At 74.3% G+C, this 20,366-nt stretch carries 18 protein-coding genes; 13 read left to right on the top strand and 5 right to left on the bottom strand.

Annotated elements, in window-relative coordinates; translation table 11 throughout:
* Window positions 1–53: 53 nt before the first annotated feature.
* Window positions 54–758, bottom strand: a complete 705-nt coding sequence (locus GXP71_RS08735) for a maleylpyruvate isomerase family mycothiol-dependent enzyme (protein ID WP_162352347.1) — start codon at window positions 756–758, stop codon at window positions 54–56.
* Between the two features lie 110 nt (window positions 759–868).
* Between GXP71_RS08735 and lepA the strand changes: the two genes are divergently transcribed.
* From lepA to hemW, 3 genes are read left to right on the top strand one after another with little or no spacing between them, the layout of a single operon-like run.
* A complete protein-coding gene (gene lepA, locus GXP71_RS08730) occupies window positions 869–2,749 on the top strand; it encodes a translation elongation factor 4 (protein ID WP_281357107.1) in 1,881 nt (626 codons plus the stop codon).
* Entirely contained in the window at window positions 2,746–3,552 is an 807-nt protein-coding gene (locus GXP71_RS08725) for an isocitrate lyase/phosphoenolpyruvate mutase family protein (RefSeq protein WP_162352346.1), read from the top strand. The genes lepA and GXP71_RS08725 overlap by 4 nt, the downstream gene beginning before the upstream one ends.
* Entirely contained in the window at window positions 3,552–4,808 is a 1,257-nt protein-coding gene (gene hemW / locus GXP71_RS08720) for a radical SAM family heme chaperone HemW (protein ID WP_162352345.1), read from the top strand. The genes GXP71_RS08725 and hemW overlap by 1 nt, the downstream gene beginning before the upstream one ends.
* 104 nt (window positions 4,809–4,912) lie before the next feature.
* Here hemW and GXP71_RS08715 read toward each other — a convergent pair whose 3' ends face one another.
* A complete protein-coding gene (locus tag GXP71_RS08715) occupies window positions 4,913–5,431 on the bottom strand; it encodes a DUF4870 domain-containing protein (RefSeq protein WP_162352344.1) in 519 nt (172 codons plus the stop codon).
* Window positions 5,428–5,808 (bottom strand): DUF4870 domain-containing protein, encoded by a 381-nt coding sequence (locus GXP71_RS08710; RefSeq protein ID WP_162352343.1) that lies wholly within the window; start codon window positions 5,806–5,808, stop codon window positions 5,428–5,430. The genes GXP71_RS08715 and GXP71_RS08710 overlap by 4 nt, the downstream gene beginning before the upstream one ends.
* 238 nt (window positions 5,809–6,046) lie before the next feature.
* On the opposite strand from GXP71_RS08710, the gene GXP71_RS08705 reads away from it, so the two are divergent.
* Window positions 6,047–7,129, top strand: a complete 1,083-nt coding sequence (locus GXP71_RS08705; protein WP_162350968.1) for a hypothetical protein — start codon at window positions 6,047–6,049, stop codon at window positions 7,127–7,129.
* Window positions 7,130–7,195: 66 nt separating this feature from the next.
* Here GXP71_RS08705 and GXP71_RS08700 read toward each other — a convergent pair whose 3' ends face one another.
* On the bottom strand, window positions 7,196–8,053 hold the full coding sequence (locus GXP71_RS08700) for a DUF3097 domain-containing protein (RefSeq protein WP_162352342.1): 858 nt from the start codon (window positions 8,051–8,053) through the stop codon (window positions 7,196–7,198).
* A gap of 128 nt (window positions 8,054–8,181) precedes the next feature.
* Here GXP71_RS08700 and hrcA point away from each other — a divergent pair, with 128 nt between their 5' ends.
* The 4 genes from hrcA to GXP71_RS08680 all read left to right on the top strand — a co-directional run bounded on the left by hrcA (window position 8,182) and on the right by GXP71_RS08680 (window position 12,093).
* On the top strand, window positions 8,182–9,207 hold the full coding sequence (gene hrcA, locus GXP71_RS08695; RefSeq protein ID WP_124341784.1) for a heat-inducible transcriptional repressor HrcA: 1,026 nt from the start codon (window positions 8,182–8,184) through the stop codon (window positions 9,205–9,207).
* A 67-nt stretch (window positions 9,208–9,274) separates the two neighbouring features.
* Window positions 9,275–10,402 carry a molecular chaperone DnaJ gene (gene dnaJ / locus GXP71_RS08690; RefSeq protein ID WP_124341785.1) on the top strand — a complete coding sequence of 376 codons (1,128 nt, stop codon included), beginning with the start codon at window positions 9,275–9,277 and terminating at the stop codon, window positions 10,400–10,402.
* Window position 10,403: 1 nt separating this feature from the next.
* Window positions 10,404–11,174 (top strand): 16S rRNA (uracil(1498)-N(3))-methyltransferase, encoded by a 771-nt coding sequence (locus GXP71_RS08685; RefSeq protein ID WP_162352341.1) that lies wholly within the window; start codon window positions 10,404–10,406, stop codon window positions 11,172–11,174.
* Between the two features lie 106 nt (window positions 11,175–11,280).
* Window positions 11,281–12,093: a hypothetical protein gene (locus GXP71_RS08680; protein WP_162352340.1), complete on the top strand. Its 813-nt coding sequence runs from the start codon at window positions 11,281–11,283 to the stop codon at window positions 12,091–12,093.
* Window positions 12,094–12,105: 12 nt separating this feature from the next.
* Here the strand turns inward: GXP71_RS08680 and ppdK are convergent, their stop codons facing one another.
* Window positions 12,106–14,814, bottom strand: coding sequence for a pyruvate, phosphate dikinase (gene ppdK / locus GXP71_RS08675; RefSeq protein WP_162352339.1), 2,709 nt, complete (start codon window positions 14,812–14,814; stop codon window positions 12,106–12,108).
* A gap of 226 nt (window positions 14,815–15,040) precedes the next feature.
* Between ppdK and GXP71_RS08670 the strand changes: the two genes are divergently transcribed.
* The 5 genes from GXP71_RS08670 to GXP71_RS08650 are packed head-to-tail and all read left to right on the top strand — an operon-like array spanning window position 15,041 to window position 20,328.
* Window positions 15,041–16,048, top strand: coding sequence for a PhoH family protein (locus GXP71_RS08670; protein WP_162352338.1), 1,008 nt, complete (start codon window positions 15,041–15,043; stop codon window positions 16,046–16,048).
* Complete coding sequence (gene ybeY, locus GXP71_RS08665; protein ID WP_162352337.1) at window positions 16,045–16,497, top strand: rRNA maturation RNase YbeY; 453 nt, start codon at window positions 16,045–16,047, stop codon at window positions 16,495–16,497. Before GXP71_RS08670 ends, ybeY begins: the two co-directional genes overlap by 4 nt.
* Window positions 16,494–17,813, top strand: a complete 1,320-nt coding sequence (locus GXP71_RS08660) for a hemolysin family protein (RefSeq protein ID WP_162352336.1) — start codon at window positions 16,494–16,496, stop codon at window positions 17,811–17,813. The genes ybeY and GXP71_RS08660 overlap by 4 nt, the downstream gene beginning before the upstream one ends.
* Window positions 17,810–18,724 carry a GTPase Era gene (era, locus tag GXP71_RS08655; RefSeq protein WP_162352335.1) on the top strand — a complete coding sequence of 305 codons (915 nt, stop codon included), beginning with the start codon at window positions 17,810–17,812 and terminating at the stop codon, window positions 18,722–18,724. The genes GXP71_RS08660 and era overlap by 4 nt, the downstream gene beginning before the upstream one ends.
* Complete coding sequence (locus GXP71_RS08650; protein WP_162352334.1) at window positions 18,724–20,328, top strand: S9 family peptidase; 1,605 nt, start codon at window positions 18,724–18,726, stop codon at window positions 20,326–20,328. Before era ends, GXP71_RS08650 begins: the two co-directional genes overlap by 1 nt.
* Window positions 20,329–20,366 lie beyond the last annotated feature (38 nt).

Here is a 20,366-nt window from a genome sequence, read left to right as displayed (position 1 = left end):
GGCGACGGTCCGCGCACGGCCCGAGCCGCCCCGCGGAGCGGTCCCGGCGCGCGTCAGGGCGTGAGCCGGCGGGCCAGCGCGTCGTCGAGCGCGGCGCGGTCGCCGTCGACGCGGACCCTGTCGTCGTCGGGGGAGCGCCGGCCCCACACGAGCAGCGCGAGGTCCTGCGCCCGCGCCGTCACGGTCGCGGCGGGCTGGCCGTCGCCGCCGAGCAGCCACGTGCGGCCGGCGTCGGTCGCGACGAGCGCGACGGGTGCGGGCAGCGGCTCCATGCGGCCCAGGGCCTCCTGCCGCGGCTGCATGACGGTCACGACCTCGTCGACCGTGTCGGCCCAGACGCCGGCGTCGACGTCGAGCGGCAGGCCGCCCGCGGTGCGCAGGTCCCACAGGTGCACGAGCGTCTCGTGGAGCTGGCGGCGGTGCCAGAACGACGCGGGCCCGGGCCCGACGAGCGTGCTCGCAGGTGCGTCGGGACCGAGCGCCGTGAGCGTGGCCCGCAGCTCGGCCGCGCACGTGGCGTAGAGGTCGACGAGGTCGAACGGCCCGCGGCCGAGCGGTGTCTCGCGGCGACGGCTCGCCTGCCCGGCGGCCCAGTGGTGGATCCGTGCGAGGTGGACGACGAGGTCGCGCACGCGCCAGCGTCCGCACCACGGCACGCGCGTCGTCGGGTCGACCTGCGGGATCGTCGTGAGGAAGTCGTCCTGCAGGGCGCCGAGGAGCCGCAGGTGGTCGAGCGAGGCGGCCACGTCCGTCGTCATGGGACCATGGTGGCGTCGACCGCCCACGCGCCGTGAGGTGCGGAGCCGTCACCGACCGTCCGTCGGGCGCCACGCTGCGCCCCCCGCACCGAAACCGGGAGCCGTCCGCGTTGTCCCCGATCCCGAGCGCCGCTGCCACGTCGCGCATCCGCCCCGCGGCCACCGCGCCCGAGCTGCTGCGCAACTTCTGCATCATCGCGCACATCGACCACGGCAAGTCGACGCTGGCCGACCGCATGCTGCAGCTCACGGGCGTGGTTGACGCGCGCGCGATGCGGGCGCAGTACCTCGACCGCATGGACATCGAGCGCGAGCGCGGCATCACGATCAAGTCGCAGGCCGTGCGCATGCCGTGGGGCGTGGGCGACCAGGCGTACGCGCTCAACATGATCGACACGCCCGGGCACGTCGACTTCACGTACGAGGTGTCGCGGTCGCTCGCGGCGTGCGAGGGCGCGGTCCTGCTGGTCGACGCGGCCCAGGGCATCGAGGCGCAGACGCTCGCCAACCTCTACCTGGCGCTCGAGAACGACCTGCAGATCATCCCGGTGCTCAACAAGATCGACCTCCCGGCGGCGCAGCCGGAGAAGTACGCGGAGGAGCTCGCGGGCCTCATCGGCGGCGACCCCGCGGACTGCCTCAAGGTGTCCGGCAAGACGGGTGAGGGTGTCGAGGCGCTCCTGGACCGCATCGTCGAGCTCGTGCCCGCGCCCGTGGGCGACGCCGACAAGCCGGCGCGCGCGATGATCTTCGACTCGGTGTACGACACGTACCGCGGCGTCGTCACGTACGTGCGCGTCGTCGACGGCAACCTGAACCCGCGCGAGCGCATCGCGATGATGTCGACCAAGGCGACGCACGAGCTGCTCGAGATCGGCGTCATCTCGCCCGAGCCCGTCCCGACGCAGGGTCTGGGCGTCGGCGAGGTCGGCTACCTCATCACGGGCGTGAAGGACGTGCGCCAGTCCAAGGTCGGCGACACCGTCACGAACGCGAGCAAGCCCGCGGGTGAGGCGCTCGGCGGCTACTCCGACCCCAAGCCCATGGTCTTCTCGGGGCTGTACCCGATCGACGGGTCCGACTATCCGGCCCTGCGCGACGCGCTCGACAAGCTCAAGCTCAACGACGCCGCGCTCAACTACGAGCCGGAGACGTCGGTCGCGCTGGGCTTCGGGTTCCGCGTCGGCTTCCTCGGCCTGCTGCACCTCGAGATCGTGCGGGAGCGCCTCGAGCGCGAGTTCGACCTCGACCTCATCTCGACCGCGCCGAACGTCGTCTACGACGTCGACCTGGAGGACCGCACGACGGTCCGCGTGACGAACCCGAGCGAGTTCCCGGGCGGCAAGATCGGCGCGGTGCACGAGCCGATCGTCAAGGCGACCATCCTCGCGCCCAGCGAGTTCATCGGCGCGATCATGGAGCTCTGCCAGGGCAAGCGCGGTGACCTGCAGGGCATGGACTACCTGTCCGAGGACCGCGTCGAGATGCGCTACATCCTCCCCATGGCGGAGATCGTCTTCGACTTCTTCGACCAGCTGAAGTCGCGCACGCGCGGCTACGCGAGCCTCGACTACGAGCCCATCGGCGAGCAGACGGCCGACCTGGTGAAGGTCGACATCCTGCTGCAGGGCGAGACGGTCGACGCGTTCAGCGCGATCGTGCACAAGGACAAGGCCTACGCGTACGGCGTCATGATGGCGACCAAGCTCAAGGACCTCATCCCGCGCCAGCAGTTCGAGGTGCCGATCCAGGCCGCCATCGGCTCGCGGATCATCGCGCGCGAGACGATCCGGGCGATCCGCAAGGACGTCCTCGCGAAGTGCTACGGCGGTGACATCACCCGCAAGCGCAAGCTGCTCGAGAAGCAGAAGGAGGGCAAGAAGCGCATGAAGACCATCGGCCGGGTCGACGTGCCGCAGGAGGCCTTCATCGCCGCGCTCTCGTCGGACGCGGGCGGCGGCAAGGACGCGAAGGACGCGAAGAAGAAGTGACCGACGCCGCCCGTCGTCGCCGCCGGTTCGCCGAGCTGCACGCCGGCCCGGCGACGTTCCTGCTGCCGAACCCGTGGGACGTCGGGTCGGCCCGGCTGCTCGTGCACGAGGGTTTCGAGGCGCTCGCGACGACCAGCTCCGGCCTCGCGTGGTCGCTCGGCACCGAGGACCAGCACGTCACGCGCGACCAGCTGCTCGCTCATGTGCGGGGCCTCGTCGCGGCCGTCGACGTGCCGGTGCAGGTCGACGCCGAGCGCGGCTACGCCGACGCCCCGGCCGGGGTGGCCGAGACGGTCGCGCTGCTGCACGACGCGGGCGCCGCGGGCTGCTCGATCGAGGACTACGACCCGGTGGCGGGCGCCGTCGAGCCGCTCGACGCCGCCGTGGCCCGCGTGGCGGCCGCCGCCGGCGCCGCGCACCGCGACGGCGACCCGATGGTGCTGACCGCGCGCTGCGAGAACCACCTCTACGGAGTCGACGACCTCGACGACAGCGTGACGCGGCTGCGCGCGTACGCCGCGGCGGGGGCCGACTGCGTCTACGCGCCCGGTCTCACGACCGTCGAGCAGATCAGCACGGTCGTCCGCGCGGTCGACGTGCCCGTCAACGTCCTCGCGTGGCCCGACGGCCCGACGGTCGCCCAGATCGCCGCCGCGGGCGCGCGTCGGGTGTCGGTCGGCGGGGCGCTCGCGTCCGCCGCCTACGGCGCGCTCGTCGCCGCCGCGCGCGAGCTGCGCGACGACGGCACGACCGCGTTCCGCCGGCGCGGCCTCACGTCCGCCGACCGTGAGGCGTTCCGCTGATGGCCCCCGCGCTGCCCGACGGCGACGTCGCCCCCGACGACGGGACCCTCCCGGCCTCGGTCGCCGCCGGGGCCGAGGACCGCGCGTTCGGCGTCTACCTGCACGTGCCGTTCTGCACCGTGCGCTGCGGGTACTGCGACTTCAACACCTACACCGCGACCGAGCTCGGCGGCGGCGCCAGCCAGTCGTCGTACGCGTCGACGGCCCTCGCCGAGATCGGCCTCGCCGCGCGCGTGCTCGACGGCGCCGGCCTGCCCCCGCGGCCCGTCTCGACGGTGTTCGTCGGCGGCGGCACGCCGACCGTGCTCCCGGTCGACGACCTCGCACGCCTGCTGGGCGGCGTCCGCGACACGTGGGGGCTCGCCCCGGACGTCGAGGTGACGACGGAGGCCAACCCCGACTCGGTGACGCCCGAGTCGTTGGCCGCGCTCGCCGCGGCCGGCTTCACGCGCGTCTCGTTCGGCATGCAGTCCGCGGTGCCGCACGTCCTCGCGACGCTCGACCGCACGCACGACCCGCGGCGCATCCCCGACGTCGTCCGGTGGGCCCGGGACGCCGGCCTCGCGGTGTCGCTCGACCTGATCTACGGCACGCCCGGCGAGTCCCTCGACGACTGGCGCACGAGCGTCGAGACCGCCCTCGCGACCGGCGTCGACCACGTGTCCGCGTACGCGCTCGTCGTCGAGGAGGGCACGCGCATGGCCGTCCAGGTCCGCCGCGGCGACCTCCCGCCGACGGACCCGGACGACCAGGCCGCGAAGTACGAGCTCGCGGACGACCTGCTCGCCGCCGCAGGGCTCGGCTGGTACGAGGTGAGCAACTGGGCGCGCACGCCCGCCGACGCGTGCCGGCACAACCTCGCGTACTGGCGCGGCGACGACTGGTGGGGGATCGGTCCGGGGGCGCACAGCCACGTCGGGGGCGTGCGCTGGTGGAACGTCAAGCACCCGCGGGCGTACGCCGACCGGCTGGCCCGTGGGCTGAGCCCCGCGGCGGGACGCGAGACCGTCGACGGGGAGTCGGCGGCTCTCGAGCGCCTCATGCTCGGTGTCCGCACGGCCGAGGGCCTGCCGATCGCGGACCTCCCGGCCGGCGCGCGCCGCGAGGTCGCGGGCCTCGTCGCCGACGGCCTCGTCGACGGTCGCGCCGCGCTCGCCCGACCTGCCGCGGGGTCGTCGACGCCCGGCGGGCGGATCGTCCTGACGCGTCGTGGGCGCCTCCTGGCCGACGCCGTGGTGCGGACGCTCGCCGCCTGACCAGCGACGCGTCGCCGCGGCGACGGCCGTCGTCGCCCGTCGCCGACGCGACGAGGGCGCCACCCGTGGACCGGGTGACGCCCTCGTCGTGAGGTGCTGCGGTGTCAGCTGACCATGCGGATGGTCATCGGGTACCGGTACCACTCCCAGCGGCTCGTGGCGACGGCGGCCAGGATGCCGAAGACGAGCTGCACGACCCACACGGCGAGGATGAGCAGCACGCCGATGCCGATCACGCTGAGGATGCCGCCGACCACGTACGCGATGAGCAGCGTGAGCTGGAAGTTCAGCGACTCCTTCGCGTGGTGCTCGAGGAACGGGCCACGGCCGCGGAACACGAGCCAGATGACCAGCGGGGCGATGAAGCCCACGCCGACCAGCGGCAGGAGGTGGCCGACGATCGCCCACGTCTTCTCGTCGTCCGGCCGCAGGGGCGCGGCGGGCTGCGCGTAGCCGGCCGGGGAGCCCTGCGGGGCGCCGGCGTAGGGCTGCTGGGCGCCGTACTGCGCGCCGTAGGGCTGCTGAGCACCGTAGGGCTGGCCGGCGGGGTCACCCGCGGGCTGGCCGGGGGTGGCGTTCGGGTCGGGCTGCTTGGCCCACGGGTCGGGCTGCGGGGTGGTCATCGCACGAGCTCCAGCGAGAAGGGGTAACGGTACGAGCCGCCCTTGTTGACGGCTACGGCTGCGAGGATCGACAGGACGAGGCTGATGATGCCGATGCCGATGATCGCGATCCAGCCGATCACTCCGATGGCGGGCAGGTTCTCGACGATCTTGGCGACGACGAGACCCACCAGCAGCGTGAGCTGGAAGTTGAGGGCGACGCGGGCCTGCTCGGCCGCCTGGCCGCCGCGCTCGCGGTGCACGAGCCAGATGACGAGCGCCGGGACCCACCCGATGAAGAAGTAGGCGAGGATCCCGCCCAGGTGCGCGAGGGTCGCCCACGTGCGGGTCTGGTCCGCGCCGGACGGGTGGTGGGCCGGCTGCTGCTCGTACGACATCGCGCTCCTCGTGCAGGGGCCGACCGGCGCAGGGCCGGCCGGGACGTGGCGGGCCTGGTGGCCGCGTGCCTCCCCACGTCAGGGGCGGGGAAGGCAGCGCGAGCCTACCGACCCGGGGGCACGCGCGCCCAGGGTTCACCCGGAGGTGAGATGTCCGGTGCGCCCGGTTCCTTGACATGCCGTGCGCCGCGCCGATTCGATCCGAAGGGGCGACTCGGCCCGCGACAGGAGGCGACGCATGAGCGAGAACCCCGGCGGAGAGCGCCGCGACGACGACCAGCGGCCCGACGTGCCGCTCGACAAGCCCACGCCCTCGCAGCCGGAGGCCACGCCGCCCGCGGGGGATGCGTCCCCGCCGCCGCCGGCACCCGGGCCTGGCGCCTCCCCGCCGCCGCCCGCACCTACGCCCGGCGCCTCCCCGCCGCCGCCCGCACCTGCGCCCGGCGGCTACCCGCCGCCACCCGCCGCGCAGGGCTCCTACCCGCCCCCGCCGTCCGGGACGCCCGGGTACGGCCAGACGCCTCCGCCGGGCGGCTACCCGCCTCCGCCGGGCGGCTACCCGCCTCAGCCGGGGGGCTACCCGCCGCCGGCGGGCTATCCGGCACCGGCGGGCTACGGGGCGCCGTCGGCCACCGCGCCGATCGGCGAGTCGCTGCAGTACGGCTGGCAGAAGTTCACGACGAACGGCGGCGTCTTCGTCGCGGCCACGCTGATCTGGCTGGCCGTCGCCGCGGTCGTCGTCTTCCTCGTCACCCTGGTGTTCGGCGGACTGTCGGCGCTCGCGGACCCCGACGGGGACGGCGTCTCGAACGGGATGGGGCTGGGCTTCTCGTTCGGCTTCGTCGTCGTCTACACCGTCGCGTGGCTGGTGGCGTACCTCGTCCAGGCCGCGTTCGTGCGGGTGTCGCTCAACCTCACGTACGGCCGCCCGGTCGCGCTCGGCGACTTCTTCCGCTTCGAGAGCTCGGGCCCGGTGGTCCTGACGGCGTTGCTGCTGGCGGCTGTCAACCTCGTGGTGGGGCTCGTGGCGTGGATCCCGCTGATCGGCTGGCTCGTGAGCGTCGCGGCGAACCTGCTCGTGCTGTTCACGCTGTGGTTCGTCATCGACAAGCAGCTGAGCCCGGTCGACGCGCTGCGGTCGAGCATCCGGCTCGTCACCTCGAACCTCGCGACGACGATCCTGTTCTACCTGGTGGGCGGCGCGATCATCTGGGCGGGCGCGATCCTGTGCGGCGTCGGCCTGCTGGTCGCCGTCCCGGTCGTGCTGGTCGCGACGTCGTACCTGTACCGGCGCCTGCTCGGCGAGCCGATCGCGCCCTGATCGCGCCGTGACCGCGCGCCACGAGCGTGCGACGCCTCGCCCGGGACCGCGCCGGGCGGGGCGCCGTCATGCCGTGACGAAGTCGATGAGCTCCTCCACCCGGCCGAGCAGGCTCGGCTCGAGGTCGGCGTAGGTGCGGACGGTCCCGAGGATCCGCTTCCACGCGTGCGCGACGTCGGCCTGGTCCGCGGCGGGCCAGCCGAGCTCGCGCAGGATGCCGTGCTTCCACTCGGTGCCGCGCTCGATCGTGGGCCAGCGCTCGAGGCCGAGGCGCTGCGGGCGGACCGCCTGCCACACGTCGACGTACGGGTGCCCGAGGACGAGCACGGTCCCGGCGGGCGCGGACCGCGTGACCTCCGCGGCGATCCGGCCCTCCTTGGACCCGGGCACCAGGTGGTCGACCAGCACGCCGAGGCGGCGTCCGGGGCCGGGCGCGAACGCGCGCACCGCGTCGGACAGGTGGTCGACACCGTCGAGCAGCTCGACGACGACGCCTTCGAGGCGCAGGTCGTCGCCCCACACCTTCTCGACGAGCTCGGCGTCGTGCTTGCCCTCGACCCAGATGCGGCTGCCGCGCGCGACGCGGGCCTGCGCGCCGCGCACCGCGCGCGACCCGGAGGCGGTCCGGGTCGGGGCGGCGGGCGCGGTCGCGCGGACGGGGGCGGTGAGCGCGACGGGCTCGCCGTCGACCCAGAACCCGGGCCCGAGCGGGAACGTGCGCGTCCGGCCGCGCCGGTCCTCCAGGACGACGACGTGCATGCCGCCCGACTTCTCGACGCGGACGACCGCGCCGACCCACCCCGTCGTCACCTCCTCGACCACGAGGCCGACGTCGGCGGCCTGCGGCCGTGACGTGCGGGCCGGGCGGTGGTGGGAGGAGCCGGAGCCCCCGAGCACGTCCGAGCCGTAGCGGTCCTGAGTCACGCGCGGCACTCTAGGGCGCCGGTGCACGCGCCGGTGGAACGTCGGGGGCGCGGCGTAGGATTGGCACTCGTGCACGGCGAGTGCTACCCGTGGCCGCATGGCCCGGGACCGACGCGGGGGAGGCGAGAGTGAGCGAGGACCGTCGGCTGGACGTGCTGCGCGCGATCGTCGAGGACTACGTCGCGACGCGTGAGCCGGTCGGGTCGCGCGCGCTCGTCGAGCGGCACGCGCTGGGCGTGTCGCCCGCGACGATCCGCAACGACATGGCGGCGCTCGAGGACGCCGGGTACATCGCGCAGCCGCACACGTCGGCCGGACGCGTCCCGACGGACAAGGGCTACCGCCTGTTCGTGGACCGGCTCACGACGGTCAAGCCGATGTCCGCGGCCGAGCGGCGCGCGATCGGCGAGTTCCTCGACCACGCGGTGGACCTCGACGACGTCGTCGACCGCGCGGTGCGACTCATCGCGCAGCTCACCGGGCAGGTCGCGGTCGTGCAGTACCCGTCGTTGCGGCGCTCGGCGCTGCGGCACGTCGAGCTCGTCACCGTCGGCGCCCGGCACCTGCTCGTCGTCCTCATCACGGACACGGGCCGCGTCGAGCAGCGCACGCTCGAGCAGGACCACGACGTCGACGAGGCCGTCGTGGCGCAGCTGCGCGCGCGGCTCAACGTGGCCGCGACCGGTCGCCGTCTGTCGGAGCTCCCCGACGCGTTCCGCGAGCTGCACGACGCGTTCGCGCCGCAGGACGCGCCGCTGGTGCGTCAGGTCGTCGCGCTGGTCGAGGAGACGCTGGCGCAGGAGAGCGAGGAGCGCGTCGTGCTGGCCGGCACCGCGAACCTCGCCCGCGGCGGCGGCGTCGACTTCGCGCACTCGATCGGCCCGGTGCTCGAGGCGCTCGAGGAGCAGGTCGTCCTGCTGCGCCTGCTGTCCGAGATGGCAGAGGACCAGGCCGCGGTCAGCATGCGGATCGGGCGCGAGACGCAGCACGACGGCCTGCTGGAGACGAGCTTCGTCACGACGGGCTACGGCGACGAGAGCGGTGCGGTCGTCGCTCGCGTCGGCTCGCTCGGCCCGTTGCGCATGGACTACCCCGGGACGATGACCGCCGTGCGCGCCGTCGCCCGCTACCTGACCCGCATCCTCGCCGGATGAGCCCGCTGCGGCGTCCCCGGCCCGTCCCCACCGCGTGCCTGAGCACAGGAAGCGAGCGCACCCTCACGTGACCGACTACTACGAGATCCTCGGCGTCCCGCGCGACGCGTCGCCGGAGCAGATCAAGAAGGCGTACCGGAAGCTCGCGCGCGAGCACCACCCCGACGTCGCCGGCAGCGACTCCGCGTCCGAGGAGCGCTTCAAGGACGTCTCGCGCGCGTACGACGTGCTGTCCAACCCCGAGAAGCGCCGCGCGTACGACCTCGGTGCCGACCCGGCGTCGCCCGGCGGCGGCATGGGCGGCGGCTTCGGCTTCCAGGACATCTTCGAGACGTTCTTCGGCGCGGCCGCGGGTGCGGGCGCGCAGCGCGGACCGATCCCTCGCGCGCGTCGCGGCCAGGACGCGCTCGTGCGCCTCGACCTCGACCTCACCGAGGTGACGTTCGGAGCGCACAAGGAGGTGCCGGTCGACACGGCCGTGCTGTGCCCGACGTGCGGCGGCTCGTGCTGCCGTCCCGGTACGTCGCCGCGCACGTGCGAGGTCTGCCACGGCCGTGGCTCGGTGCAGCGCGTCGCGCGGTCGTTCCTCGGCCAGGTGATGACGACCCAGCCGTGCGCCGCGTGCCACGGGTTCGGCACGGTCATCCCCGAGCCGTGCCCCGAGTGCTCGGGCGAGGGCCGGGTGCGGTCGCGCCGCACGCTCGGCGTCGACGTGCCCGCGGGCGTCGACACGGGCACGCGCATCAAGCTCACGGGACAGGGCGAGGTCGGCCCGGGCGGCGGCCCCGCGGGCGACGTCTACCTCGAGGTGCACGAGCGCAAGCACGACACGTTCGTGCGCCGCGGCGACGACCTGCACGCGACGCTCCAGGTGCCGATGACCGCGGCCGCGCTGGGCACGACGCTCCAGCTCGACACGCTGGACGGCGAGCGCGAGGTCGACCTGCGTCCCGGCACGCAGCCGGCCCAGGTCGTCACGCTCAAGGGTCTCGGCGTCGGCCACCTGCACGCGGGGGGCCGCGGCGACCTGCACGTGCACGTCGAGGTGCAGGTCCCCACCGCGCTCGACGACGAGCAGGTCGAGCTGCTGCGGCGGCTCGCGGTGCTCCGCGGCGAGGAGCGCCCGGAGTCGCGGCTCGCGAGCGCGAGCAGCGGCGTGTTCGCGAAGCTGCGCGACAAGCTCTCGGGCCGCTGAGGTGAGCGCACCCGTCTTCCTCGCGGAGCCGGGGACGCTCGCGGGCGTGGCCGCGGGCGGCGCGTACCTGCTCGACGGGTCCGAGGGCCGGCACGCGGGTGTCGTGCAGCGGCGCGGGCCGGGGGAGCGGGTCGACGTGGTCGACGGCGCCGGGGTACGGCTCGTCGGCGTCGTCGAGTCCGTCGGCGGCGAGGGCGTGCTGCTGCGCGTCGACGACGTCGTGGTCGAGCCCGCGCCCGACGTCGCGCTCGTGCTCGTGCAGGCGCTCGCGAAGGGCGACCGCGACGAGATGGCGATCGAGGCGGCGACCGAGGTCGGCGCCGACGGCGTGCTGCCGTGGCAGGCCGACCGGTCGATCGTCGTGTGGCGCGGCGAGCGTGCCGCGAAGAGCCGCGCCCGCTGGCTCGGCACCGTGCGGGCGGCCGCCAAGCAGGCGCGCCGGGCGCGCGTGCCCGAGGTCGGCACGGCGGTCGACTCGCGTGCGCTCGCGCAGCGCGTGCGCGCCGCCGTCGACGCCGGGGGAGCGGCGCTCGTCCTGCACGAGGAGGCGACGCTCCCCATCGCGGACGTCACGCTGCCCGACGCGGGCTCGGCCGCGCGCGAGTGCCTCGTCGTCGTCGGGCCGGAGGGCGGCATCGGCGACGAGGAGCTCGCCCGCCTGGTCGACGCCGGCGCGGTCGCGGTCCGCCTCGGCCCGCACGTCCTGCGCACGTCGACGGCGGGCCCGGTCGCGCTCGCGATCCTCGCGCAGCGCCTCGGCCGCTGGGCCTGAGCCCCCGCGGAGCGCGCGGGACGCCCCGGCCGCCAGGAGCGTCGCCGAGCCCCGCACGCGCGGAATCCGGTGCTTCCGGGGCAGGCAACGCTGGCACACTCGCCGCGTGCGCTACGCGATCCTCGAGACGACGGCCGACGGCACGTGGACCGACCCCGGTCCGTACCTGCGGTGGCTGGCCGAGCACGGCGACGCGCTGCCGCCCGGTGCACGCGCCTTCGCCCGCCATCCCGAGCACTACGACTTCTCGCACCAGTGGTGCCCGCGCGGCGCGACGTTCGACCGGCTCGCAATGCGGCACACCGACGCCGGCGTGACGGCGACGCTGGTCCTCGCGGGCGCCGGTCGCGCCGCACCCCAGTTCGTCCTGCGCTACGAGGGCGTCGTCCGCGTCGAGGTCGACGGCGACCACGGTGGGCTTCCCCGCTCCGACCTCCTCGTCGACGAGCTGCTCCCGCACGACGACGGCGTGAGCCACGAGCTCGCGTTCATCGCCGGCACGGTGACGGTCGTGGCGCGCGACCTCACGGCGGGCTGGTCCGGCACGGCGGGTCCTGGCAGCCCGCGTGACCCGCTCGGTGCGGGGGACCCGTCGAACCCCGCGACGCTCGCGCGCCTCGTGCGGACGCGGCTGCGGATGTACTTCCTCGACGAGCGTTTCCCCACCGTCGCGGCCGGCGTCGGCTGGGGGTCGCGGTTCTGGCGCGACGACGAGGCGTACCGGCACTTCCGCGACTGGGCGGGCGTGCGCCTGATCGGCGGGCGTTCGTCCACGAGCTGGGAGGCGCTCGTGGGGAGGCAGGTGGCGCCCGGCCGCGCGCACGACGCGTGGACCGACGACGACCACGCCGCGGCGGTCGCGCTCACGTTCGACCTGCTGGAGGAGTACTTCGCCGAGCAGGGCTACGTCGCCGGCTGAGCGGACGGGTCGTCAGCGCACGTCGACCCCCGCCTCGGCGACCGCGGCGCGGCCCGCCTCGAGGCGCGCGACCGGGACACGGAACGGGGAGCAGGACACGTAGTCGAGGCCCGCGTCGTGGAAGAACCGGATCGACTCCGGGTCGCCGCCGTGCTCGCCGCACACGCCGAGCGTCAGGTCGGGCCGGGCGGCACGGCCCTGCTCGACGGCGATCTGCACGAGCCGCCCGACGCCGAGCGCGTCGATCGTCTCGAACGGCGACACCGTGAGGACGCCGTTGTCGGTGTACTGCGCGAAGAAGGCGCCCTCGACGTCGTCGCGCGAGAACCCCCAGGTGGTCTGCGTGAGGTCGTTGGTGCCGAACGAGAAGAACGCGGCCTCCTGCGCGATCCGGTCGGCGGTGAGCGCGGCGCGCGGGAGCTCGATCATGACGCCGACCGGCAGGTCGAGGTCGACGCCGCGCTCGGCACCGACCGCGGCCATGATCGTGCGGGCCTCGTCCTTGACGAGCCGCAGCTCCTGCACCGACCCGACCAGCGGCACCATGATCTCGGCGCGCGGGTCACCGCCGGCGGCCCGGCGCTCGACGACGGCCTCGCAGACCGCGCGGATCTGCAGCGCGAACAGGCCGGGCACGACGAGCCCGAGCCGGACGCCGCGCAGGCCGAGCATGGGGTTCGCCTCGTGCATCCGCCGCACCGCGGCGAGCAGCCGCTCGTCGTCGGCCGCGTCCTGCCCGCGCTCGTGCGCGAGCGCGACGCGCACCGACAGGTCGGTGAGATCGGGCAGGAACTCGTGGAGCGGCGGGTCGAGCAGGCGGATCGTCGTCGGCAGCCCGTCCATCTCGCGCAGGAGCCCGACGAAGTCCTCGCGCTGGAGCGGCAGCAGGGCGTCGAGGGCCGACTGCCGCTCGCCGTCGTCGGACGCGAGCACCACGCGCTCGACGAGGACGCGCCGCTCGCCGAGGAACTGGTGCTCGGTGCGGCACAGCCCGACGCCCTGCGCACCCAGCCGGCGGGCACGTGCGGCGTCGGCTGCGGTGTCGGCGTTCGCGTGCACGTGCAGGCGGCGGACCGTGTCGGCGTGCGTGAGCAGCCGGTCGACGGACCGCACGAGCTCGCGCGTGTCGTCGTCGGGCGCGTGGTCGAGCGCGGCGTCGAGCCCTTCCTCGAGGTACCGGCTGACCGGCGACGGCTCGACGGGCACCCGGCCGAGGAAGACCTCGCCCGTGCCGCCGTCGATCGCGACGGTGTCGCCCTCGCGCACGACGTGCCCGTCGACGCGGAACGAGCGCGCGCCGAGATCGATGTCGACGGCCTCGGCTCCCACCACGCACGTGCGGCCCATGCCGCGCGCGACGACCGCCGCGTGCGACGTCTTGCCGCCGCGCGCCGTGAGCACGCCCACCGCGGCGATCATGCCGCCGAGGTCGTCGGGGTTGGTCTCCCGCCGGACCAGGACGACGTCCTCCCCGAGAGCGGCGCGCTGCTGCGCGGTCGCGGAGTCGAACACCGCCGCGCCCACGGCGGCACCGGGCGACGCCGCCATCCCGCGTGCGAGCAGCGTGCGGTCGGCGGACGCCGCGAACTGCGGGAACAGCAGCTGCGACAGCTGCGCCCCGGAGACCCGCGCGAGCGCCTCGTCGAGCGTGATGAGGTGCTCGTCGACCAGCTGCGTCGCGATGCGGAACGCGGCCGGCGCCGTGCGCTTGCCCACGCGCGTCTGCAGCATCCAGAGCTTCCCGCGCTCGATCGTGAACTCGATGTCGCACAGGTCGCGGTAGTGCGTCTCGAGCTGGCGCATCGCCCGGCGCAGGTCCGCGTACGCACCGGGGTCGCGCTGCGCCAGGTCCTCGAGCGACAGCGTGTTGCGGATCCCGGCCACCACGTCCTCGCCCTGCGCGTTCGCCAGGTAGTCGCCGTAGTTGCCGGTCTTCCCGGTCGCGGGGTCGCGCGTGAACGCCACGCCCGTGCCCGACGTCGGGCCGAGGTTGCCGAACACCATCGGCACGACGTTGACGGCCGTGCCGAGGTCGTCGGGGATGCGCTCCTTGCGGCGGTACAGGCGCGCGCGCTCGGTGTTCCACGAGCCGAGCACGGCGACGATCGCGAGGTCGAGCTGCTCGCGCGGGTCCTGCGGGAACGGCTTGCCCGTCTGCGTGCGCACGATCTGCTGGAACGTGCCGACGAGCTCGCGCAGCGCGTCGGCGTCGAGGTCCACGTCCGAGGTCACGCCGCGCGCCGCCTTGGCCGCGTCGAGCGCGTCGGAGAACTGCGCGCCGTCGATGTCCAGCACCGTCCGGCCGAACATCTGCACCAGCCGGCGGTAGGAGTCCCATGCGAACCGCTCGTCCCCGCTGAACCGCGCGAGCCCGTGCACGGTCGTGTCGTTGAGCCCGACGTCGAGGACGGTCTCCATCATCCCGGGCATCGAGAACTTGGCCCCCGACCGCACCGACACGAGCAGCGGGTCGTCCGGGTCGCCGAACCGCCGCCCGAGGGTGTCCTCCATCTTGCGCAGCGCCGTGGTGACCTCGACCGCGAGCTCGCGCGGGACCGCGCCCGTGCGCATGAACGCGCGGCACGCCTCGGTCGTGATGGTGAAGCCCGGCGGCACCGGCAGACCCAGGCGGGTCATCTCGGCGAGGTTCGCGCCCTTGCCGCCCAGGAGGTCCTTCTGGTCCTTGTCGCCCTGCGTGAAGTCCCACACGTACGTCGCCACGGCGCACCTCCGCGTGCGGCCGGGCGCCCTCACCCGGCCTCCCACCGGCCAGTCTGTCCCCGTCCACGCCCGCCGCGCAGTACCAAGGTCCCGGGCGGGCCCGCGGGATCGCGCTCGGCGGACGCGCGCACGGCGTCGGTAGACTGGGACGACCACCCGACCGCGTGCGACGCGCCCGACGCGCCCCGCGACCGCCACCGAAGGAGCGCACGGCGCACGCCGACCCATGACGCAGCCCCACACTGATCCCCGCCCGGCCGGTGCGCACGCCCGCGTCGAGCACCGCATCACCGTCCCGGCCGACGTCTCGATGGTCGAGCTGCTGGGCCTGCGCGACGAGGTGCTCCGCGCGATCGAGTCCGGCTTCACCACGGTCGACGTGCACGTCCGGGGCAACGAGGTCACCCTCGCGGGTCCCGCGGGCGACGTCGCCCTCGTGGCGCGCCTGGTCGACGAGCTCGTCGAGATGACCGCCGCCGGCACGCCGCTCACGCCCGACGTCGTCTCGCGCTCGGTCGCGATGCTCGCCGAGGGCTCCACGGCCCGCCCCGCCGACGTCCTGACGTTCAACATCCTCACCGCGCGCGGCCGCACCATCCGGCCGAAGACCGCAGGGCAGAAGGAGTACGTCGACGCGATCGACCGGCACACGGTCACGTTCGGCATCGGCCCCGCCGGCACCGGCAAGACGTACCTCGCGATGGCGAAGGCCGTGCAGGCGCTGCAGGCCCGCCAGGTCAACCGGATCGTGCTCACGCGGCCCGCCGTCGAGGCGGGCGAGCGGCTCGGGTTCCTGCCCGGCACGCTGTCCGAGAAGATCGACCCCTACCTGCGCCCGCTGTACGACGCGCTGCACGACATGGTCGATCCCGAGTCGATCCCGCGGCTCATGGAGAACGGCACGGTCGAGGTCGCGCCGCTCGCGTACATGCGCGGCCGCACCCTCAACGACTCGTTCATCATCCTCGACGAGGCGCAGAACACGTCCGTCGAGCAGATGAAGATGTTCCTGACGCGCCTCGGGTTCGGGTCGCGCGTCGTCGTGACCGGCGACGTCACGCAGGTCGACCTGCCGTCCGCGACGACGTCCGGGCTGCGCGTGGTCGAGAAGATCCTCGACGGGGTCGACGACGTGGCGTTCTGCCGGCTGTCGTCCGCCGACGTGGTCCGGCACCGGCTCGTCAGCGACATCATCGACGCGTACGCGCGCTGGGACGGGGACGGCACCCGATGAGCATCGAGGTCAACAACGAGTCCGGGTTCGACGTCGACGAGGCCGAGTTCGCGGCCCTCGCGCGGTTCGTGCTCGACGCGATGCACGTGCACCCGCAGACCGAGATGTCGATCATGCTCGTCGGCACCGACGTCATGACCGACCTGCACGTCAAGTGGATGGACGAGCCCGGCCCGACCGACGTGCTGTCCTTCCCGATGGACGAGCTGCGCCCCGGCCGCGAGGGCGAGCCGACGCCCGCCGGCCTGCTGGGCGACGTCGTGCTGTGCCCCGAGGTCGCCGCGCAGCAGGCGCGCACCGCGGGCCACTCCACGGCCGAGGAGCTGCTGCTGCTCACGACGCACGGCATCCTCCACCTGCTGGGCTACGACCACGTCGAGCCGGAGGAGGAGAAGGAGATGTTCGCGCTCCAGCGACGCCTCCTGCTGACGTTCCTGGCCGGTCGATGACCGACGTGCCCGTCGGGCTGCTCGTCGCGCTCGCGGTGCTCGGCATCGCGTCCGCGGCGGCGATGTCGGCGGGTGAGGTCGCGGTCACGCGCGTCTCGCGCGCCACGGTGACCGACCTCGTCGCCGACCAGCACCCGGCCGCCGCGCGTGTGAGGCGTCTCGAGGAGCACGCGTCCCGCGTCGTCGCGGCGGCGTCGTTCGTCCGGCTGCTCGCGGAGATGACCGCGACGGTCTGCCTCACCCTCGTCGTGTCGTCGGGGTCGCTGCCGTGGTGGGCCGTCCTGCTCGTCACCGTCGGGCTCGTCGCCGTCGTCGCGTTCCTGCTCGTGCGCGTGAGCCCGCGCAGCATCGGCCGGTCGCACCCCGTGCGCACGCTCACCGTGCTGTCCCGCCCGCTGCTCGGCATCACGGTCGCGTTCGGCGGTCTGGGGCGCGCCGCGTCGTACGCCGGGCCCGCGCAGGGCGAGGAGGAGCTGCGCGAGATGGTGCAGCGCGTGAGCGAGTCCGAGGCGATCGAGGACGAGGAGCGGGAGATGTTCCGCTCGGTGCTCGAGCTCGGCGACACGCTCACGCGCGAGGTCATGGTGCCGCGCACCGACATGGTCGTCACGCACGCCGACACCCCCGTGCACAAGGTGCTCGGGCTGCTGCGCCGGTCCGGCTTCTCGCGCGTGCCCGTCGTCGGCGAGTCGGTGGACGACCTGCGCGGCGTGCTGTACCTCAAGGACGTGGTCCGACGCCTGCGGCTCGCCCCCGGGGTCGACGACCCCGACGCCGACGCGCTCCTCGCGGCCCCCGCGGACTCCCTCGCGCGGCCCGCGGTGTTCGTGCCCGAGTCCAAGCCCGTCGACGAGCTGCTGCGCGAGCTGCGGGACGGCTCGTCGCACATGGCGATGGTCGTCGACGAGTACGGCGGCATCGCCGGGCTCGTGACGATCGAGGACGCGCTCGAGGAGATCGTCGGCGAGCTCACGGACGAGCACGACCCCACCGCACCCGAGGTCGAGGACCTCGGCGACGGCGTCTACCGCGTGCCGGCGCGTCTCGGCCGTGACGAGGTCGGCGAGCTGTTCGGCCTGGACGTCGAGGACGAGGACGTCGACACCGTCGGCGGGCTCCTCGCGAAGGCGCTCGGCAAGGTCCCGCTGCCCGGGTCCGCGGGCGACATCCACGGGCTGCACCTCGTCGCGGAGGAGGCCCAGGGCAGGCGCCGGACGCTCTCGACGGTCCTCGTCAGCCTCGCCACCCCCGACGACCCCCCGACGCACACGCCCGCCGAGGGCGTCCCGACCGACCAGCACGGAGCCGCACGATGACCTTCCGCTCAGGATTCGCCTGCTTCGTCGGCCGGCCCAACGCGGGCAAGTCCACGCTGACCAACGCGCTCGTCGGCCAGAAGGTCGCGATCACCTCGGGCCGTCCGCAGACGACCAGGCACGCCGTGCGCGGGATCGTGCACCGCGACGACGCCCAGCTCGTGCTCGTCGACACCCCGGGCCTGCACCGGCCGCGCACGCTGCTCGGCGAGCGGCTCAACGACCTCGTCAAGGACACGCTCACCGAGGTCGACGTCGTCGGCTTCTGCCTGCCCGCGGACCAGCGCGTCGGGCCGGGGGACCGGTTCATCGCCGACCAGCTCGCGGAGCTCGCGCGCGACGGCCGCGGCACGCCCGTGGTCGCGATCGTCACCAAGGCCGACACGGTCGGCAAGGGCCGGCTCGCGGAGCACCTGATGGCCGTGCAGAACCTCGGCGAGTGGGCGGACATCGTGCCCGTCTCGGCGGTGTCCGGCTACCAGGTGAAGGTCCTCGAGGACGTGCTCGTCGGGCACCTGTCCGAGGGCCCCGCGCTGTACCCCGAGGGCGAGCTCACCGACGAGCCCGACAACGTCATGGTCGCCGAGCTCGTCCGCGAGGCCGCGCTCGAGGGCGTGCGCGACGAGCTGCCGCACTCGCTCGCGGTCGTCGTCGACGAGATCGTCCCGCGCGAGACGACGTCGTCCGACGCGACGCCCATGCTCGACGTGCGCGTGCACCTCTTCGTCGAGCGCGACAGCCAGAAGGCCATCGTCATCGGCAAGGGCGGTGCGCGCCTGCGCGACGTCGGGAGCCAGGCGCGACGCGGCATCGAGGCGCTGCTCGGCGCCCGCGTGTTCCTCGACCTGCACGTCAAGGTCGCGAAGGACTGGCAGCGCGACCCCAAGCAGCTCGGGCGGCTGGGCTTCTGATGCTCCGACCCGGGTTCCGCGACCGCCGCACCCTGCCGCACGAGCGGCGGGGCGGTTCGCAGTACCGCGTCGTCGCGAGCACCGTGCTCGGGATCGTCGTGCTCGCCGTGCTCGGTGCCGTCATGGGCCCGCAGTGGGACCCCGTGCCGCTGGCCGACCCGATCGCCGTCGAGACGTCGGACACCGCGATCGGCGACGCCCCGGACCTGCGCACCTACGACGTCGCGACGAGCACCGTCACGGTCCAGCTCGGCGGTGCGACCGTCGAGGCGCAGATCAGCGTCCCTGTCGGCCTCGACGAGCCCGCGCCCGGCGTCGTGTTCGTGCACGGCGCCGGCACGGGCAAGTTCAGCCGGGCGTTCGTCGAGCAGGCGCGCGCTCTCGCCGCGTCGGGCATCGTCGCGATGGTCCCCGACAAGCGGCTCGACACCTACACCACGCGGCACCGCGACTACGTGCAGATGGCCGCCGACTACGAGGCGTCCGTCGAGGTCCTGCGCCGGCACGCGGACGTCGACCCCGACCGCGTCGGTGTCTACGCCGAGAGCGAGGGCGGGTGGATCGCGCCCGTGATGGCCGCGCAGGACCCGCGCATCGCGTTCGTCGTGCTCGTGTCGTCGCCCGTCGTGCCCCCGCGCGAGCAGGCCGCGTTCGCGGTCGACTCCTACCTGCGCAACACGGGCGTCCCGCACGGCGTGTTCCGCGCGATCCCGCGCGCCGTCGGCATGTCGTTGCCGGGCGGCGGGTTCGAGTACGCCGACTTCGACGTCACGCCGTACCAGCGGCAGATGCGGCAGCCCGTCCTCGTCGTCTACGGCACGGGGGACGCGTCCATGCCCACGGTGCAGGGCGCCGAGCAGATCATCCGCGACACCGCGATCGCCGGGAACGGCGACGTCACCGTCCGCTACTACGAGGGCGCGAACCACGGGATCCGGGTGGACGGCGACGTGTCGCCGGTGTTCCTCGGCGACCTGTCCGGCTGGGTGCTCGGCCTGCCCGCGACCGGCAGCAGCGAGCCGCGCATCGCCGGCGCGCAGCCCGTCCAGACCTACGTCGCCGCACCCGTGCCCGAGCCGTGGTGGCTGCGCGACGGCGACGTCGTGCTCGGCACCGTCGCCGTCGCCGCCGGGCTCATCGTCCTGGCGCCGCTCGCCGTCGGGGGAGCGCGCACTGTCGAGGCCGTGCGCGCGCGCGTGGGTCGCCGGCGCCCGGGCACCGAGGCCGCGAGCCCGGCGCCCGGGGGGGCGCGACCGGCCCGGTTCGGCCCCGGCGTCGCGTCGCGGCTCACGGTGCTCGGTGTCGGCACGGTCGTCACGGTCGTCGCGCTCGTGGTGTACCTCGTCGCGGTCGCGCGGCTCGCGCTCGACTACGAGCGCAACGACTGGGTCGTGCAGGGCGGATGGCTCGTGGTGCGCCTGCTGGGCGTGGGCGCCGTCGTCGCCGGTGTCCTGCTCGCGCGGCGCGTGCACCGGCTCGGCGTCGCGCACGCGCCCGTCGCCGGTGGCGTGCTGCGCGTCGTGGCGGGGTGGGCGGTCGTCGTGGGCTCGGCCGTGCTGCTCGTCGTCCTGGCCTACTGGGGCGTGTTCCAGCTCGGCATCTGACCGCTCGTCGGTCCTCGTTTGTGTGGGACCGGCCCTGG

The organism is Cellulomonas sp. H30R-01, from assembly GCF_010119915.1.
Taxonomy (GTDB): Bacteria; Actinomycetota; Actinomycetes; order Actinomycetales; family Cellulomonadaceae; genus Cellulomonas; species Cellulomonas algicola.
The sequence above is the reverse complement of the archived record's forward strand: the minus strand, read 5'-3'. Positions and strand labels throughout refer to the sequence as shown.

Coding starts and splice junctions, on each gene's coding strand:
- GXP71_RS08735 (WP_162352347.1), bottom strand. CDS start 758: ATGACGACGGACGTGGCCGCCTCGCTCGACCACCTGCGGCTCCTCGGC.
- hemW (WP_162352345.1), top strand. CDS start 3,552: ATGGCCCCCGCGCTGCCCGACGGCGACGTCGCCCCCGACGACGGGACC.
- GXP71_RS08715 (WP_162352344.1), bottom strand. CDS start 5,431: ATGACCACCCCGCAGCCCGACCCGTGGGCCAAGCAGCCCGACCCGAAC.
- GXP71_RS08710 (WP_162352343.1), bottom strand. CDS start 5,808: ATGTCGTACGAGCAGCAGCCGGCCCACCACCCGTCCGGCGCGGACCAG.
- GXP71_RS08705 (WP_162350968.1), top strand. CDS start 6,047: ATGAGCGAGAACCCCGGCGGAGAGCGCCGCGACGACGACCAGCGGCCC.
- GXP71_RS08670 (WP_162352338.1), top strand. CDS start 15,041: ATGACGCAGCCCCACACTGATCCCCGCCCGGCCGGTGCGCACGCCCGC.
- ybeY (WP_162352337.1), top strand. CDS start 16,045: ATGAGCATCGAGGTCAACAACGAGTCCGGGTTCGACGTCGACGAGGCC.
- GXP71_RS08660 (WP_162352336.1), top strand. CDS start 16,494: ATGACCGACGTGCCCGTCGGGCTGCTCGTCGCGCTCGCGGTGCTCGGC.
- era (WP_162352335.1), top strand. CDS start 17,810: ATGACCTTCCGCTCAGGATTCGCCTGCTTCGTCGGCCGGCCCAACGCG.
- GXP71_RS08650 (WP_162352334.1), top strand. CDS start 18,724: ATGCTCCGACCCGGGTTCCGCGACCGCCGCACCCTGCCGCACGAGCGG.